Below are 15,537 nucleotides of genomic sequence, written 5' to 3'. Positions count from 1 at the left end.
CTCCCTTTGCCCTGCGGATCAGTAAACGCGCTTTTTGGGTGGGAAAACCTCGACATCGTCGGTCAGGGTTTTCATATGCACCGGACGATAGGTCAGCTTGACGCCGCCCTTGTCATCCAGCCAGGAAACGGAATGTTTGAGCCATTCCTTGTCATCACGTTCGGGGAAGTCATCGCGGGCATGCGCGCCACGGCTTTCATGCCGGGCCAGACCACTTTCGAGCGTAGCTGTTGCATTGGCCAGCAGGTTTTCAAACTCCAGCGCTTCCATCAGGTCACTATTCCAGATCAGTGAGCTGTCAGAAACGCAGAGATCGCCCAGACCACTCCAGATATCGCGGATCTTGTCCACACCTTCCTGCAGGCTTTCCTGCGTGCGGAACACGGCTGCATGAGTCTGCATGTCACGCTGGAGGCGGTCCCGCATGGCGGAGACCTTGGTGCCCCCCTTGGCGTAACGCAGCTTGTCCAGACGATCGAGAGCAAACTCGCCAGCCCCAGCGGGAAGTGGGCGCACAAAGTCCGTCGGTTTGACCACCTCCGCCGCACGGCGGGCTGCCGCACGACCAAATACGATCAGGTCAAGCAGGGAGTTTGTGCCAAGGCGGTTTGCACCATGCACGGACACGCAGGCGGCCTCGCCCACGGCCATCAGGCCTGGTACCACCGCATCGGGGTTATCTGCTGTGGGGCGCACAACTTCGCCGTGAATATTGGTGGGAATACCACCCATATTGTAATGCACGGTTGGCAGAACCGGCACCGGCTCCTTGGTTACGTCCACACCGGCAAAAATACGCGATGTTTCCAAAATCCCCGGCAGGCGCTCATGCAGCAGGTCGGAGCCCAGATGCTCCAGATGCATCATGATGTGATCCTTTTTGGGACCACAGCCACGGCCTTCCTTGATCTCGATTGTCATGGCGCGGGACACCACGTCGCGCGAGGCAAGGTCTTTGGCGGTCGGGGCGTAGCGTTCCATAAAACGCTCACCCTCGGAGTTGGTCAGGTAACCACCCTCACCACGGCAGCCTTCGGTCAGCAGGCACCCTGCGGGGTAAATACCCGTGGGATGGAACTGGACAAACTCCATATCCTGCGTAGGCAGACCCGCACGCATGACCATGCCGTTGCCATCACCCGTGCATGTATGGGCAGAGGTGCAGGACTGGTAGGCACGGCCATAACCACCTGTAGCGAGCACAACCATTTTGGCATTGAAGCGGTGGATGGTGCCATCATCCTGGCACCAGGCCATAACGCCCCGGCATGCGCCTCGTCATCCATAATCAGGTCAATGGCGAAATATTCGACAAAGAACTCAACATTATGCTTGAGGCACTGCTGGTACAGCGTGTGCAGGATGGCATGGCCCGTACGGTCAGCCGCAGCACAGGCGCGGGGCACGGGGGCCTTGCCAAAGTCGCTCATATGCCCGCCAAAGGGGCGCTGGTAGATTTTACCCTCTTCCGTGCGGGAGAAGGGAACACCAAAATGTTCCAGTTCCTGCACGGCGGGCACTGCCTCGCGCACCATGAACTCGATGGCGTCCTGGTCACCCAGCCAGTCAGACCCTTTTACGGTGTCATACATGTGCCAGCGCCAGTGATCCTCGGCCATGTTGCCAAGAGAGGCCCCAATGCCACCCTGCGCGGCCACGGTATGGCTACGGGTGGGGAAAACCTTGGTAATGCACGCGGTGCTCAGGCCTGCGGCCCCCATGCCCAGCGTTGCACGCAGGCCCGAACCACCTGCTCCCACGACCACAACATCGTATGCGTGATCAACAATCCGGTAAGCTCCCCGAGAAGGAGAGGAATTGGCATTCATCGTGACGGCGCTCCCATATGCGTTCGGCCTGTCAGTCGTTCAGGTTCATGCCGCCGCGTATCCGACCTGTTCCGTCGGCGGCACAAGGCTCTTTTATACTTGGGCAAAGGCCCGGCTTATTTGCCGGAACCGCTCCGCACCACCAGCTTGATCACGGCGAACACGCCAAGCAGCCCCATAAGGGAGGTACCGATCTTGATCAAAAGACGGGTGGGCAGGTGCGCCTTGCCGTGCACGTAATCGTCCACAATGACCTGCAGGCCAACCTGCGCATGGTAGAATGTGGTAATAATCAGTGCCGCCAGCATGGTGGCGTTAACGGGCTTGCCGCCCCATTTGACCACCTCTGCGTGGTCAGCCCCGCCAAGGCGGAACATCTGCACCACAAACCATGTGGAAAGTGGCAGCAGACTGGCAGCAGAAACACGCTCGGCCCACCAGTGGCCAACGCCTGAATGCCCCGCACCCAGACCGCGTGCACGCCCAAGCTGGGAGCGCATGACTTCAATATGTGGAACAGAAGCGTTCATGTCAGGATACCTTCCCGGCTTTGGCGCGTTTGCTCCTGCGGCAGCCAGCCACAGCAAGCAGGGCAGCGGCCAGCACGGTGCTTACGCCCGCGGTTACGCCCACTGCCACTGGGCCATCCTTGTTCAGTTCTTCCTTGTCGTAACGGTAGCCCGCATCCCAGATAAGATGCCGGATGCCGCCGACCGTGTGGTAAACGACCGAAGCCAGCCACCCCACCAGCACAAGCTGGCCCAGCGGGTTGCCCGTTACCTTGCGCGCCGTAGCAAAGGACTTTGGCCCTTTGGCTGCCGCACCAAGCCAGAACACACCCAACGCCGCACCAGCCGTGGCGATCACTCCCGTGATTCGATTCGAAATGGAAAGAACCATGGAAAGCCGATAACGGTACACCTGCAAGTGCGGCGACATGGGCCGCTCGATCAGTGTGCCGTCACTTCGGCTCCCTACATAGAGGGCCTTACGGATATCCTGCATTGTCAGCCTCGTACCCCGTGTCTATCCCTGAGCGCTGGTTGCATCCAGCGTTTTGCATCGTTTTTGTCCTACGCCCCGCGCCTCGGCCCGGTCAATTCAACGGATCAACACGAGACCGAGAGGGGGTGGATTCTCACTCAGGCGTGTCTGGGCAGAAGATCCAGCGCGATCATGGTTTCAGCGATCTGCACGGCGTTCAAAGCCGCGCCTTTCCGCAGATTATCGGCAACACACCAGAAGGCCAGCCCATGGGGCACGCTCGGATCGACACGAAGGCGTGACACATAGGTCGCATCTTCCCCCACAGATTCAAGCGGGGTCACATACCCGCCATCTTCACGCTGGTCGAGCAGCACAACCCCTTCGGACTCCCGCAGCGCCTCACGCGCGCGCTCAAGGTCCACCGGCTCGACAAATTCGGCCACAACGGCTTCGGAATGACCAACAAACACCGGCACACGCACGCAGGTGGCCAGCACCTCCACGTCCGGGTCGAGAATTTTTTTGGTCTCGACTCGCATCTTCATTCTTCCTTGGTCGCACCGTCATCCATAAAGCGGTCGATCTGGGGAATGCAGTTGAAGGCGATCTGCTTCTGGAACTGCTCGATCTTGGGCGGGTCATTTACAAAGCTCCCACGGGTCTGGGAGAACAGCTCGTCCATCCCGTCCTTACCCGCGCCAGACACAGCCTGATACGTGGAGACCACCACCCGCTTGAGGGTAAACAGGTCGTGCAGCGGCTTGAGGGCCACCACCATCTGAATGGTTGAGCAGTTGGGGTTGGCAATGATGTTGCGCTTCATGTCCTTGAGGGCGAGGGGGTTTACCTCGGGCACCACCAGCGGCACATCCGGCTCCATGCGGAAGTGGGATGTGTTGTCGATGACAACGCAGCCAGCCTTGGCAGCGATGGGCGCATACTTGGCCGACACCGAACCACCGGGGGAGAACAGCCCGACATCCCAGCCCTTGAAATCAAAGGTTTCAAGGTTCTGCACTTTCAGAACACGGTCCCCGAAGGACACTTCACGCCCGCAGAGCGGGGGAGGCCAGGTGCGACAATATCATCCACCGGGAACTCCCGTTCGGCCAGTGTCTTGAGGATTTCCCGTCCCACTGCACCTGTCGCGCCTACAACAGCAACCCGATAACCCATAATCCACCTTTGATTCAGAGCACGTTAGAAGTCAGAACAACGGGTGCCCGCGCGCAGCCCGTTCAATCGCGCGAACCCTAGACCATTCCGCCTACAAATGGAATTGCTCGGCCCGCGCTTTCCCTGACCCATACGCATGGCAGGGGGCTGGCATGATCTACCACCACCGCGCGGCCCCTGCCCCAAAAAGCTGAGGGGGGCACACGCTCCGTGCAACTTATTTATAAAGTGCAATAATGAAAAAAATAATTTTATATCATGTTCGAAAGGTTTCTTTGACGCATATCAATGCAACCTTTCGCAGATATGCTTGTCATATCAACCAGCAAAGTTGTGGAGGAAGGCCGTCTATCTACCCCGCCATCCCGGTCCCTCCTCACCCCATACAGAATGCATTGGGAAAAGAACGTGACCGTTAAAATTGCCATCCTGAAGGAAACGCAGCCTGACGAACGCCGGGTTGCCATGATTCCCGCGGTAGCACAGCGCATAGCCAAGCTTGGGGCAGATCTTGTTCTGGAGCAGGGAGCGGGCAGTGCTGCAACCTACACCGACGACGCCTACACAAAAGCACAGGTCACGCAGGAGCCCGATACCGGGAAACTGGTTGCAGATGCGGATATTGTGCTGGCCGTCCAACCGCCATCAGTCGAAACCGTCAAAAAAATGAAGCCCGGTGCCCTGCTGGTCTCCTTCATTTACGCCCAGAGCCAGCCAGAACTGGTCAAGGCGCTGCGTGATGGCAAGATCACCACCTTTGCCATGGAGCTGATCCCCCGCATCAGCCGTGCGCAGGCCATGGACGCCCTGTCCAGTCAGGCAGCTCTTGCCGGGTATTACGCTCCCCTGCTGGGCAGTGTGCACATGCAGAAAATCCTGCCCATGATGACCACCGCCGTTGGCTCCCTGCGTGCGGCCCGCGTGCTGGTCATGGGGCTTGGTGTTGCAGGCCTGCAGGCACTGGCCACAGCACACCGCCTTGGCGCTGTGTGCGAAGGCTACGACGTACGCCCAGAAACCAAGGAAGAAGCGGAGTCCGTTGGTGCCAAGTTTGTGGATACGGGCATTGATGCACGAGGAGCCGGCGGCTACGCCCGTGAACTGACAGCGGACGAAAAAGCCAAGGTGCGCGCGACCCTTTCGCAGCATATTGCACAAGCTGACCTGATTATTACCACAGCAGCCGTCCCCGGTCGCAAGGCCCCACGCCTGATTGATGCCGAGCAACTTGCAGGCATGAAGGAAGGCTCCGTTGTGGTGGACATGGGCGCGCCCAACGGCGGCAACTGTGAAGGCACCAAGGCGGGCGAAATTGTCAAGGTTGGCCCCGTGGTCATGGTTGGCCCGACCAACCTGCCCTCCAGTCTGGCCGCACAGGCGAGCGAGTTGTACGCCAAGAACATTTACAACCTGCTGGAGCAGGTTCTGCATGACGGTGTGCTCAAGCCCGATTTTACGGACGAGGTCATTACCGGCACCACCCTGACCCACGATGGCAAGATTACCAACGCCGCCATCCTCAAGGTCATCGAAGGCACACCAGCGGAGAAAGCATGATGGATTCCGTAACATCCATGACCTTCATTATCGCCCTCTACATCTTCATGCTGGCCGCATTTACCGGCTACGTGGTAATTAGCCGGGTGCCTCCATCCTGCATACGCCGCTCATGTCCGGCTCCAACTTCATCCACGGTATTGTGGTGGTTGGGGCACTGGACGCGCTGTTCAATGCCACCACACTTACGGGGCAGATTATCGGGTTTGTCGGGGTTTTTCTGGGCGCTGGCAACGTGATGGGGGGTTATGTCGTAACCGACCGCATGCTGGCCATGTTCCGCCCGAGCCAGAAGCAGACACCAGAGAAAAAAGGCCAGCCGTAACATGTTGATCGAATATATTGTTGGCCTGAGCGGGCTGATTGCCGCGGGTCTGTTCATTTACGGGCTGAAGGCCATGTCCTCCCCCGTAACCGCTGTCTCGGGCATTGTCACCGCAGGCTACGGCATGGTGTTTGTGGTTGGCGCTACGTTCCTCAACCTGTTCAACATCAGCCCGATGCCCGCCCGCACCTGCTTGTTAACGTAGCACTGGCTGTTGTGGCCCTGCTGCTGGGCTGCCTGTGGACCGGCTGGCGTGGCCGCACGGTGCAGATGACCGCCATGCCGCAGATGGTTGCCATCTTCAATGGCATGGGCGGTGGTTCCGCGGCCTCCCTTGCTGCGGTCAGCCTTCTGTCCGACCATGCCACGTCCGGGCTGCACCTGAGCGTTACCATTGTTGGCGCGCTGATTGGCTGTATCTCCTTTACCGGCTCCATTATCGCATGGGCCAAGCTTGACGGGCGGATGAGAAAGCCCGTGCGTTTTGGCGGCCAGCGCATTTTTAACGCTGCACTATTCCTGATTGCGCTTGTGCTTGGTGCGCTTACGGTCATGCAGTACGCCACCCCGCAGGGTGTGCTGCCGGGTATTCTGTTCTTTGCTGCCGCACTGCTGTTTGGCGTGTGCATGACCCTGCCCATTGGCGGGGCGGACATGCCGGTTGTGATCTCGCTCTACAACGCCTTTACCGGTCTGGCTGTGGGGCTTGAAGGCTATGTGATGGGCAACCCCGCGCTGATGATCGCAGGTATGGTCGTGGGCTCCGCAGGCACCCTGCTGACTGCACTGATGGCCAAGGCCATGAACCGCTCGCTCACCAACGTGCTGTTCAGCAACTTTGGGGATACCGCCAGCTCCGCCAAGGGACCGGAAGGGGAAATGAAATCCGCCGACCCGTCGGATGCTGCAACCTCCATGCGTTATGCCTCGAGCGTGATTATTGTGCCCGGCTATGGTCTGGCCGTCGCACAGGCACAGCAGAAGCTGTACGAATTTGTTAAAATGCTTGTGGCCGATGGTGTGGATGTCAAGTTTGCCATCCACCCCGTTGCAGGCCGCATGCCGGGGCATATGAACGTGCTGCTGGCCGAAGCTGGCGTTCCATACGACATGATCTGCGATATGGACGATATTAACGACAGCTTTGCCACCACCGACGTTGCCTGATTATTGGCGCGAACGACGTGGTCAACCCCGAAGCCCTGACCGACAAGTCCTCCCCCATTTATGGCATGCCGATCCTGAACGCCTACAAGGCCCGTCAGGTCTTTGTCATCAAACGTGGGTCTGGCACCGGGTATTCGGGGGTGCAGAACCCGCTGTTCTTCCAGAAAAACTGTACGATGGTCTTTGGGGATGCACAGGCGGTGCTCTCCAAGATGGTCGAAGCAGTCAAAGCTCTGGGCACTGCCTGAGGGCAAGCTGGAGGGAACCAGACGGTCCCTCCCGTTTTTTTGTTTACAACAAAAGGCGTAGATTATGTCAGGCAAGATGAAAGCCGCTGTTGTCCATGAATTTGGCAAGCCGCTCACGCTTGAAGAACTGGACATTCCCTCCATCAACTCCAACCAGATTCTGGTCAAGATGATCGCCTGCGGCGTCTGCCATACGGACCTGCACGCAGCCAGTGGTGACTGGCCCAAAAAACCCACACTTCCCTTTATTCCCGGGCACGAAGGCGTGGGCACCGTAGTCGCGGTTGGCAGCAATGTTGACTGGGTCAAGGAAGGGGATGTGGTGGGTGTACCCTTCCTGTATTCCGCCTGCGGTCATTGCGAACACTGCTATGCAGGCTGGGAAACCCTTTGCCAGAAACAGGAAGAAACCGGCTACTCCGTTAATGGCTGCTTTGCGGAATATGTGGTGGCGGACCCCGGTTATGTTGCCCATATTCCCCAAGGGGTTGACCCCATTAAGGTTGCGCCAGTCCTGTGTGCGGGGCTGACGGTCTATAAAGGCCTTAAAATGACAGACACACGGGCAGGCAACTGGGTTGCCATATCCGGCGCGGGCGGGTTGGGGCAGATGGCCATCCAGTATGGTGTTGCCATGGGCCTGAACATGATCGCAGTGGATATTGATGACGCCAAACTGGAAACCGCACGGAAACTTGGTGCAGCGTACACCGTTAACGCCAGAACAACTGACCCGGCGGCCTTTATCCAGAAGGAAGTCGGCGGCGCACATGGGGGTTTGATCACGGCGGTTTCCACCAAGGCCTTTTCTCAGGCCATGGGGTATGTTCGTCCAGGGGGTACGCTGGTGCTCAATGGTCTGCCGCCGGGTGATTTCCCCATTTCCATTTTTGACATGGTCATGAACGCCATTACCATCCGCGGCTCCATTGTGGGGACAAGGCTGGACATGATCGAAGCGCTCTCCTTCTTTGCTGAAGGAAAAGTGACCTCGGTTACAAAGACTGACCGGCTTGAAAACATCAATCAGATATTTGATGATCTTGAACACGGTCGCGTTGAAGGGCGTATTGTTCTGGATTTCCGGAACTGACATCCTTCAATATCCGCAATCAAAAGGATTTTTTCCATGGCTTACGCAACGACAAACCCTTTTACCGAAGAACAGGTCAAGGTTTTTCCAAGCCCGACGGATGCCGAAGTGGATGCAGCACTGGACAAGGGCCATGCCGCATTCAAAAAATGGAAAAACACATCTTTTGCTGAACGCGCACGTGTTTTGCAAAAAGCTGCCGACCTCCTGCGCGCCAATGTGGACGAATACTCCAAGCTGCTGACGCTGGAAATGGGCAAGCTCTATGCCGAAGCAAAGGCAGAAACCGAGCTGTCTGCTGCAATTTTTGAATATTATGCTGTTAATGCCGAGCGCCTTCTGGCCCCGGAAGTACTGCCCCTTGCCTCCGTCAAGGAAGGGCGCGCCAAGATCGTGTTCGAGGCACAGGGCATTCTGCTGGCCATTGAACCGTGGAACTTCCCCTACTATCAGGTCGCGCGGATTATTGCGCCACAGCTTTCTGCCGGGAACGTGGTCATTCTCAAACACGCTTCCAACGTACCGCAGTGCGCCGCAGCTATGGAAAAGCTGATGCATGACGCAGGGCTGCTTGAAGGTGGCTTCCAGAACCTCTACCCCACGCGTGACCAGCTTGCCAAAATCATTGCTGACATTCGCGTCCGCGGCGTGGCCCTGACCGGCTCCGAAGGTGCTGGCGCCAAAGTTGCCTCCGAGGCAGGGCTGGCGCTTAAAAAATGCACCATGGAACTGGGCGGGTCTGATGCCCTGATCGTGCTCAATGATGCCGATGTGGAAAAAGCCGTAAAATGGGCCGTATTTGGCCGCCACTGGAACGGCGGACAGGTGTGCGTAAACGCCAAGCGCATGATTGTGGAAGACGGCGTGTACGACAAATTTGTCGATCTGTACCGCAAGGGCATTGCCGCCCTGCGCATGGGCGACCCGATGGACCCGGCCACAACACTGCCGCCCCTATCCTCCCGCGGAGCTGTGGAAGGTCTTAAACAGCAGGTAGCCGATGCCGTGGCACAGGGTGCAAAAGCTGAAGAAATTCCGCTGGAAATGCCCAACAAAGGCTGTTTCTTCCGCCCGGTGATCCTGAGCCATCTGGAAGAGGGCAACCCAGCCCGCCACACGGAATTCTTTGGTCCGGTGACCATGCTCTTCCGTGCCAAAGATGCTGACCACGCCATTGAAATTGCCAACGACTCCCCCTACGGCCTGGGTGGTTCCATCTTCACCAAGGACGAAGAGCGTGGCGCGGAACTGGCACGGCGGATTGATACAGGTATGGTTTACATCAACCATCCGACCATGGTTAAGGCCGACCTACCGTTTGGCGGCGTCAAACGCTCGGGCTTTGGCCGCGAACTGCTCGGCCTTGGCCTGAAGGAGTTTGTAAACGCCAAGCTGATTGATATTGTGGACATTGACGCACCGTTCTGATGTTTTTCTGAACCGCGCTTACCAGAAGGGGCGGGGGGAGCAATCCTCCCGCCCTTTTTGCGTACCATCCTGTTTGGTGGTTTTATGATACTGCATGTATCATTCAGGTGTTTTTATAAAAAATTCGCCCTCCGCCCGCACAAAAAAGGCTGCGTGCCACGCACACAGCCTTTTTAAACCACTGACGTTCAGGCACACCTAAACCAAAGAGCAGGTTACGCAGGCACAACCAGCGCAAATGCCCAATCCAGCCATGGCAGCAGTGCTGCAACATCGGCCGTCTCGACTGTCGCGCCACCCCATATCCGCAGGCCCACAGGGGCATCACGGTAGCTGGCAAGGTCAAAACCAATGCCTTCCTTATCCAGAACAGACAGCATGGTTTTAACCGTTGCCATCTGTCTGTCGCGCTCAAGCGCTAAAAACCATGGGGCCACAATACACAGGCAAATCGCGGTAGAAGAACGTTCTTCCTCTTTTCTGCCAGAAAAGAGACCCAGTCCGTCTTTTGCACCCACGCGGCAACCGTTGCCAGATTAGCTTGCGTGCGCGCCTTGAGCCTTCCAGCCCACCAACGGATTCTGCCCAGAGCAGACTGTCCAGCGCATCTTCCACACACAGCATGGAGGGGGTGTTGATGGTATCGCCCTTGAAAATACCCTCGATCAGGGCATCCTTGGCTGTCATGCGGAAAATCTTGGGCAGCGGGCGTGGTGCCTTGTAGGTTTGCAGCCGCTCCACCGCACGGGGAGAAAGGGCGATCATGCCGTGTGCGGCCTCACCCCCCAGTGCTTTCTGCCAGGACCACGTCACCACATCCAGCCGGTCCCATGGCAGGTCCATGGCAAAGGCTGCGGATGTTGCATCGCAGATCACCAGCCCCTCATGCTCGGCGGGGATAACATCTCCTGACGGCAGACGCACGCCAGAGGTGGTGCCATTCCATGCAAGAACCACATCATGCGCCAGTTGACCTCGGACAGGTCAGGCAACTGGCCATAATCAGCCTTAAGCACACGGGTGTTATCCAGCTTGAGCTGGCTCACAATATCCTGCGCCCACAGGGCCGAGAAACTTTCAAACGCCAGAACATCCACCGGGCGTTCGCCCAGCAGGGACCACAGGGCCATTTCCACCGCCCCGGTATCGGAGGCGGGTACAATCCCTACCCGCCAGCCTTCAGGCACACCCAGAATTTTGCGGGAGCGTACAATAACCTCGTTCAGCCGTGCGCGCCCTTCTGGCGAACGGTGGGAGCGGCCAACCAGCGCGTTGGACAGTGCAGCAAGGTTCCACCCCGGGCGCTTGGCGCAGGGGCCGGATGAAAAGCACGGATTGAGCGGGCGGATGGCCGGACGGGACGAAGCGGAAGGGGAAAGGGCGTTCATAACCTTGGCCGAGAAGAGGGAGGGGCAACTCTGGTGCGAGAGAGGGGACTCGAACCCCTAAGCCCGTAAGGGCGGTCGATTTTGAGTCGACTACGTCTACCAGTTCCGTCACTCTCGCGAACTGCTTTTTCCCCTACCAGCAAATTGCCGCCCGGAAAAGGGTTTGTTGGCAGCATTTGTCGTTGATTACAGGCTGCGGCAGCGTTCCTGCGGGTCTAACGGCAGATCCGCTGTGTGCCATCGGCAGCAATGTAGGTGCCTGTCTGGGTGTTAAAGCATGCATTGCGCACGCAACTTCCCCCCAAAGCAAGGGGCTGGGGGTAGTTCTGCACCGCCATGGCCATGGCCTCCCGCGCAGCCGTTCCGCACAGAGGCGTATTGGTGGGGGCGGAGGGGTCGTTCACCAATTGGCTTTCATTCGCTGGGGGTGGGCTCTCCCCACTCAACCCCGGCGCAAAGCTCTGGGGAGGAATGCGGGAGGGCTGGCTGGCGCAGCCGGCCAGCAGGCCAAGCAGCAAGCCAGAAGCCAGAACCTTCATACGAACAGGTATGGACATACGCTTTGGTCTTTCCGCACGTTGTGGGTGGCGTTTGCCCACACGGTTGCAAGGAGCAGCCAGCATAACCCGATTGCCGGCCTGTACCCAACAGGGCGCTTACAGGTCCAAAAGCCCCTGTACCGGTCGCCCCCCAATAACGGCATGGCAGGCTCCGTCCCCAAATGTCAGATCAACCTGCTGGCCACTCTTCAGGTCCGCGGCTTTTGTCACAGGGTGGCCATCAGCCGTAACCAAAGCATAACCACGCGCCAGCACCGCAAGCGGGGATACGGCCTCAAGCTGTCCGGCCGCCCCCCCTAGCGCAATACGTCGCTCACGTAACAGGGCCATAAGCGGAGCGGGGGACACCCTACACCGGCCAAGCCTGACTTCCTGCCGTTGCAGGCTGTGCTGCATCCCTCCGGCAAAAGCGCCCCCCAGCACGGCAAGCCGTGTTCTACGACCTGACAGAAGGGTTTCCACCGCAGGCATATGCCGCTCCACCCCCAACCAGATCTGCCTTGCGCCTGCGCACAAGGGCGGGCAGGGCCACATCCAGCCTGCGCCCTCTATCATCAAGCTGCATGCGTGCGGTCTGCACAAGGGTGGGCAGGTCCGGCAGGGCGGCGGCGGCCCTGTCCAACCGCAGGCGGGCAGTCTGCAACTGCCGGGCCAGAGCGCCGGTTGCACGCGCAGCGCGGTGCGCAATTTCGGCCAGCAGTTCGCTCCGCACAGGTACGGCCATTTCCGCTGCCGCCGTGGGGGTAGGGGCACGCCGATCAGATGCAAAGTCGATCAGGGTTGTATCGGTCTCATGCCCCACGGCCGAGATCAGGGGGATGGAGCAGGCCGCCGCTGCCCTGACCACGCCCTCATCATTAAAAGCCATCAGGTCTTCAAGCGAGCCACCGCCGCGCGCCACAATCACCACATCCGGTCGCGGCACAGCCCCTGCACCGTCAAGCGCGGAAAACCCGTTAATGGCGGCCACAATCTGGGCGGCAGCCCCCTCGCCCTGCACTGGTACGGGCCACACCACCACAGGGCGGGGGAAGCGCCGCTGGAGTGTGGTACAGATATCATGCAGCACAGCCCCCTGAGCGGATGTGACAACACCGATCACGCGGGGCAGCAGGGGGATGGGCTGTTTGCGGGCGGGGTCAAACAGACCCTCCTCCCCCAGCCGGATGCGCAGGCGCTCGATGCGGGCCAGCAGAGCACCCTCGCCCGCATATTCCATACGCTCGACCACCAGCTGGTAGCTTGAGCGCTCGCCGTAGGAAGAGACCTTGCCGGTTGCAATAATTTCCAGCCCGTTCTCTGGCACCAGACCAAGACGACTGACACTGCCGCGCCAGACCACGCCGGAAATCTTGCCCTGCTCATCCTTGAGCGAAAAATAAAGATGCCCGGAGGGGTAGCGTTTGAACTCCGTAATTTCGCCCCGCACACGCACGCGACTGAACGAGCCTTCGAGCGTACGCCGGATTGCGCCGGAAATTTCCGAAACCGTATATTCAGGGACATTGCCGCCAGAAGGGGGGGCGGCTCCAAACTCTTCGTGCATCCGCCTAACCTATGCTACAGACGCTCGCCCTGAAAGAGCAGACATGAACAGCAGGAGAAAAGAATTGCGCGTACTTCTGGTAGGCTCAGGCGGCCGCGAACATGCCATGGCCGAAACACTGGCCAAATCCCCCGCCCTTTCCGCGCTGTTCATTGCCCCGGGCAACCCCGGCACGGCGCGCTGTGGGGTCAACGTGCCCATTGGCGCACATGACGTGGCAGCCCTTGTCACCTTTGCCCGTGAACAGAAGATTGATCTGGTGGTCCCCGGCCCCGAAGCGCCACTGGTAGCGGGGCTGGCCGATGCCTGCGCACTGGCGGGCCTGCCCTGTGCAGGCCCCACGCAGGCCGCCGCCCAGCTTGAGGGCAGCAAAAGCTTTACCAAGGAAATATGCGATGCGGCGGGTATCCCCACCGCTGCATGGGAACGCTTTACCGATTCCGCAGCCGCCATTGCTTACGTCCGCCGCAAGGGAGCGCCCATTGTGGTCAAGGCCGATGGACTGGCCGCAGGCAAGGGGGTTGTTGTCGCCACAACCGTAACCGAGGCCGAAGCCGCAATTACGGACATGATGACCGGCAACACACTGGGCGATGCGGGCCATAGTGTGGTGATAGAAGATTGCCTGATCGGGGAGGAGGTCTCGCTTTTCGCATTCTGCGCGGGGGAGACGGCCTGCCTTATTGGAGCCGCACAGGACCACAAGCGCATAGGCGATGGAGATACAGGGCCAAATACCGGCGGCATGGGTGCGGTCTCCCCCCCCAAAGGCTTTGGCCGGGCAGAGCAGGAAGCCGCACTGGACCTGCTGGTACGCCCCATGCTGCGTGAAATGGTGCGCCGGGGCACGCCGTTCCGCGGTGTTATTTTTGCAGGGCTTATGCTGACCGAGCAGGGGCCATCACTGATCGAATACAACGTGCGCTTTGGCGACCCAGAGGCCGAAGCCCTGCTCCCCCGCCTGACATCGGACCTGCTGCCTGCCCTGCGTGCACTGGCCGAGGACCGGCTGGATGTAGCCCCCATCACCTTTTCCAACCAAGCATCGGTCTGCGTGATCATGGCCGCACGCGGCTACCCCGGCACGCCGGAAAAAGGGGCCGTGATCCGTGGCGTGGATACCGCCAATGCGCTGGAAGGTGTCAGGGTTTTTCAGGCTGGCACCACACAGGACATGGCGGGCGATCTGGTGGTCTCTGGCGGTCGTGTGCTGGCCGTATGCGCACTGGCAGACACTGTGCAGGAGGCACAACAGCGCGCCTACGCTGCGTTAAGGCCATTACGTGGGATGGGGCCGTGTGGCGCACGGATATTGGCAACCGAGCCCTGTAAAACCAACGCCCCATACGCCAAGCATCCGGGTGGGGCCGTAAGGCCCCCGAGCCCGCAGCATTGGGTGCGGGCAGGTCCCTACTCCGCCCGCCCCAGCATCCGGCCAAGCACCAGAGCATCGGAGCCATCGGGGTAGTACCCCCTGCGTAGTCCTTTTTGTTCAAACCCTGCCTGCACATACAGTTCTTGCGCCGCAGGGTTGCCAACCGAGACTTCCAGAAAAACCATATCCGCGCCTTGTTCCGCGCTACGGCCAAGACCCCACGCCACCAGTTGCGCGGCCAACCCCTGCCGCCTGTACTCTGGCAGCACGCACAGGGTTAGAATTTCCGCCTCCCCCGCAACACAGCGCAGCATGACAAATCCGGCTGGTTCTGCCCCCACCACCACAACCCCGGCCAGAACCCCGGTAGACCCGAGCAGGCTGGCCATGGCGGCTGTGTCCCACTGCTCCTGCGTGGCAAAACACTGCATATGCAAGCGGGCCAGAACCTGAGCATGGGCTGCCCCCACGCACTGCACATCCACCACAGGCATTAGACGGGAGCAGCCCGTAACCCGCTGGCTGGCAGTTTGGCCTCTGGTGGGTCCACATAAACCGGGAGCGCCGCCCGTGCCGGGAGTTCCCCCCGCACACGCCGGAGTGCTGCGGCAGCAATCTGTTCCACACTGGGGTGGCTGGTCTGGCACATAATGGCGGAGGGGAAGGGCAGCTCTGTCCGGGCCTCGCCCGCAACCAGCCACGCTTCCTGCGGTGCCTGCCAGTCGGCTATATTGACGGCCCGTACCGCATGTTTATCTTCCACAAAACACGGCCCCGGCGGGCTGCGGTTACAACCAGCCAGCCAGCCAAAGGGCCTGCCCGCAGCCACAAGGGCTGCATCCAGCTCTGGCGCCAGAG

At 59.6% G+C, this 15,537-nt stretch carries 7 protein-coding genes, 1 tRNA gene and 8 pseudogenes; 6 read left to right on the top strand and 10 right to left on the bottom strand.

The annotated features are described in order from the left end of the window. Positions 1-18: 18 nt before the first annotated feature. The 4 genes and pseudogenes from sdhA to JCM25146_RS18095 all read right to left on the bottom strand — a co-directional run bounded on the left by sdhA (position 19) and on the right by JCM25146_RS18095 (position 3,992). A pseudogene (gene sdhA / locus JCM25146_RS18100) lies at positions 19-1,829 on the bottom strand (succinate dehydrogenase flavoprotein subunit). A gap of 116 nt (positions 1,830-1,945) precedes the next feature. After that, entirely contained in the window at positions 1,946-2,359 is a 414-nt protein-coding gene (sdhD, locus tag JCM25146_RS07835) for a succinate dehydrogenase, hydrophobic membrane anchor protein (RefSeq protein ID WP_025827109.1), read from the bottom strand. A 1-nt stretch (position 2,360) separates the two neighbouring features. After that, entirely contained in the window at positions 2,361-2,834 is a 474-nt protein-coding gene (gene sdhC, locus JCM25146_RS07830) for a succinate dehydrogenase, cytochrome b556 subunit (protein WP_025827107.1), read from the bottom strand. A gap of 137 nt (positions 2,835-2,971) precedes the next feature. Continuing rightward, positions 2,972-3,992: pseudogene (locus JCM25146_RS18095) on the bottom strand (aspartate-semialdehyde dehydrogenase). A 408-nt stretch (positions 3,993-4,400) separates the two neighbouring features. On the opposite strand from JCM25146_RS18095, the gene JCM25146_RS07820 reads away from it, so the two are divergent. From JCM25146_RS07820 to JCM25146_RS07800, 5 genes and pseudogenes are all read left to right on the top strand, one after another. Next, positions 4,401-5,549, top strand: coding sequence for an NAD(P) transhydrogenase subunit alpha (locus JCM25146_RS07820; protein ID WP_025827104.1), 1,149 nt, complete (start codon positions 4,401-4,403; stop codon positions 5,547-5,549). Beyond that, positions 5,549-5,874 (top strand): annotated as a pseudogene (locus tag JCM25146_RS18090) (NAD(P) transhydrogenase subunit alpha). The gene JCM25146_RS07820 and the pseudogene JCM25146_RS18090 overlap by 1 nt, the downstream one beginning before the upstream one ends. 1 nt (position 5,875) lies before the next feature. After that, positions 5,876-7,289, top strand: a pseudogene (locus JCM25146_RS18085) (NAD(P)(+) transhydrogenase (Re/Si-specific) subunit beta). Positions 7,290-7,353: 64 nt separating this feature from the next. Then, a complete protein-coding gene (adhP, locus tag JCM25146_RS07805; protein WP_025827102.1) occupies positions 7,354-8,382 on the top strand; it encodes an alcohol dehydrogenase AdhP in 1,029 nt (342 codons plus the stop codon). A gap of 36 nt (positions 8,383-8,418) precedes the next feature. Continuing rightward, on the top strand, positions 8,419-9,810 hold the full coding sequence (locus JCM25146_RS07800) for an NAD-dependent succinate-semialdehyde dehydrogenase (protein ID WP_025827100.1): 1,392 nt from the start codon (positions 8,419-8,421) through the stop codon (positions 9,808-9,810). Positions 9,811-10,025: 215 nt separating this feature from the next. Here JCM25146_RS07800 and JCM25146_RS18080 read toward each other — a convergent pair. The 4 genes and pseudogenes from JCM25146_RS18080 to xseA all read right to left on the bottom strand — a co-directional run bounded on the left by JCM25146_RS18080 (position 10,026) and on the right by xseA (position 13,304). Next, a pseudogene (locus JCM25146_RS18080) lies at positions 10,026-11,198 on the bottom strand (phosphoserine transaminase). A 31-nt stretch (positions 11,199-11,229) separates the two neighbouring features. Then, positions 11,230-11,316, bottom strand: a tRNA-Leu gene (locus JCM25146_RS07790). Positions 11,317-11,413: 97 nt separating this feature from the next. Then, positions 11,414-11,755 carry a hypothetical protein gene (locus tag JCM25146_RS07785; RefSeq protein ID WP_025827099.1) on the bottom strand — a complete coding sequence of 114 codons (342 nt, stop codon included), beginning with the start codon at positions 11,753-11,755 and terminating at the stop codon, positions 11,414-11,416. 99 nt (positions 11,756-11,854) lie between these two features. Further along, positions 11,855-13,304, bottom strand: a pseudogene (xseA, locus tag JCM25146_RS18075) (exodeoxyribonuclease VII large subunit). 43 nt (positions 13,305-13,347) lie between these two features. Here xseA and purD point away from each other — a divergent pair. Further along, positions 13,348-14,636: pseudogene (gene purD, locus JCM25146_RS18070) on the top strand (phosphoribosylamine--glycine ligase). A gap of 78 nt (positions 14,637-14,714) precedes the next feature. On the opposite strand, the gene JCM25146_RS07770 reads toward purD, so the two are convergent. Further along, positions 14,715-15,173 carry a GNAT family N-acetyltransferase gene (locus tag JCM25146_RS07770; protein ID WP_035372214.1) on the bottom strand — a complete coding sequence of 153 codons (459 nt, stop codon included), beginning with the start codon at positions 15,171-15,173 and terminating at the stop codon, positions 14,715-14,717. Continuing rightward, positions 15,173-15,537 (bottom strand): annotated as a pseudogene (locus tag JCM25146_RS23655) (tRNA (adenosine(37)-N6)-threonylcarbamoyltransferase complex dimerization subunit type 1 TsaB); the annotation flags it as partial. The gene JCM25146_RS07770 and the pseudogene JCM25146_RS23655, both read right to left, overlap by 1 nt.

Source organism: Acetobacter okinawensis JCM 25146 (assembly GCF_000613865.1).
Lineage (GTDB): Bacteria > Pseudomonadota > Alphaproteobacteria > Acetobacterales > Acetobacteraceae > Acetobacter > Acetobacter okinawensis.
The sequence above is the reverse complement of the archived record's forward strand: the minus strand, read 5'-3'. Positions and strand labels throughout refer to the sequence as shown.

Excerpts from the sequence above, each read along its gene's own strand:
- sdhD (WP_025827109.1), bottom strand. The coding sequence starts at position 2,359 with ATGAACGCTTCTGTTCCACATATTGAAGTCATGCGCTCCCAGCTTGGG.
- sdhC (WP_025827107.1), bottom strand. The coding sequence starts at position 2,834 with ATGCAGGATATCCGTAAGGCCCTCTATGTAGGGAGCCGAAGTGACGGC.
- adhP (WP_025827102.1), top strand. The coding sequence starts at position 7,354 with ATGTCAGGCAAGATGAAAGCCGCTGTTGTCCATGAATTTGGCAAGCCG.
- JCM25146_RS07800 (WP_025827100.1), top strand. The coding sequence starts at position 8,419 with ATGGCTTACGCAACGACAAACCCTTTTACCGAAGAACAGGTCAAGGTT.
- JCM25146_RS07785 (WP_025827099.1), bottom strand. The coding sequence starts at position 11,755 with ATGTCCATACCTGTTCGTATGAAGGTTCTGGCTTCTGGCTTGCTGCTT.
- JCM25146_RS07770 (WP_035372214.1), bottom strand. The coding sequence starts at position 15,173 with ATGCCTGTGGTGGATGTGCAGTGCGTGGGGGCAGCCCATGCTCAGGTT.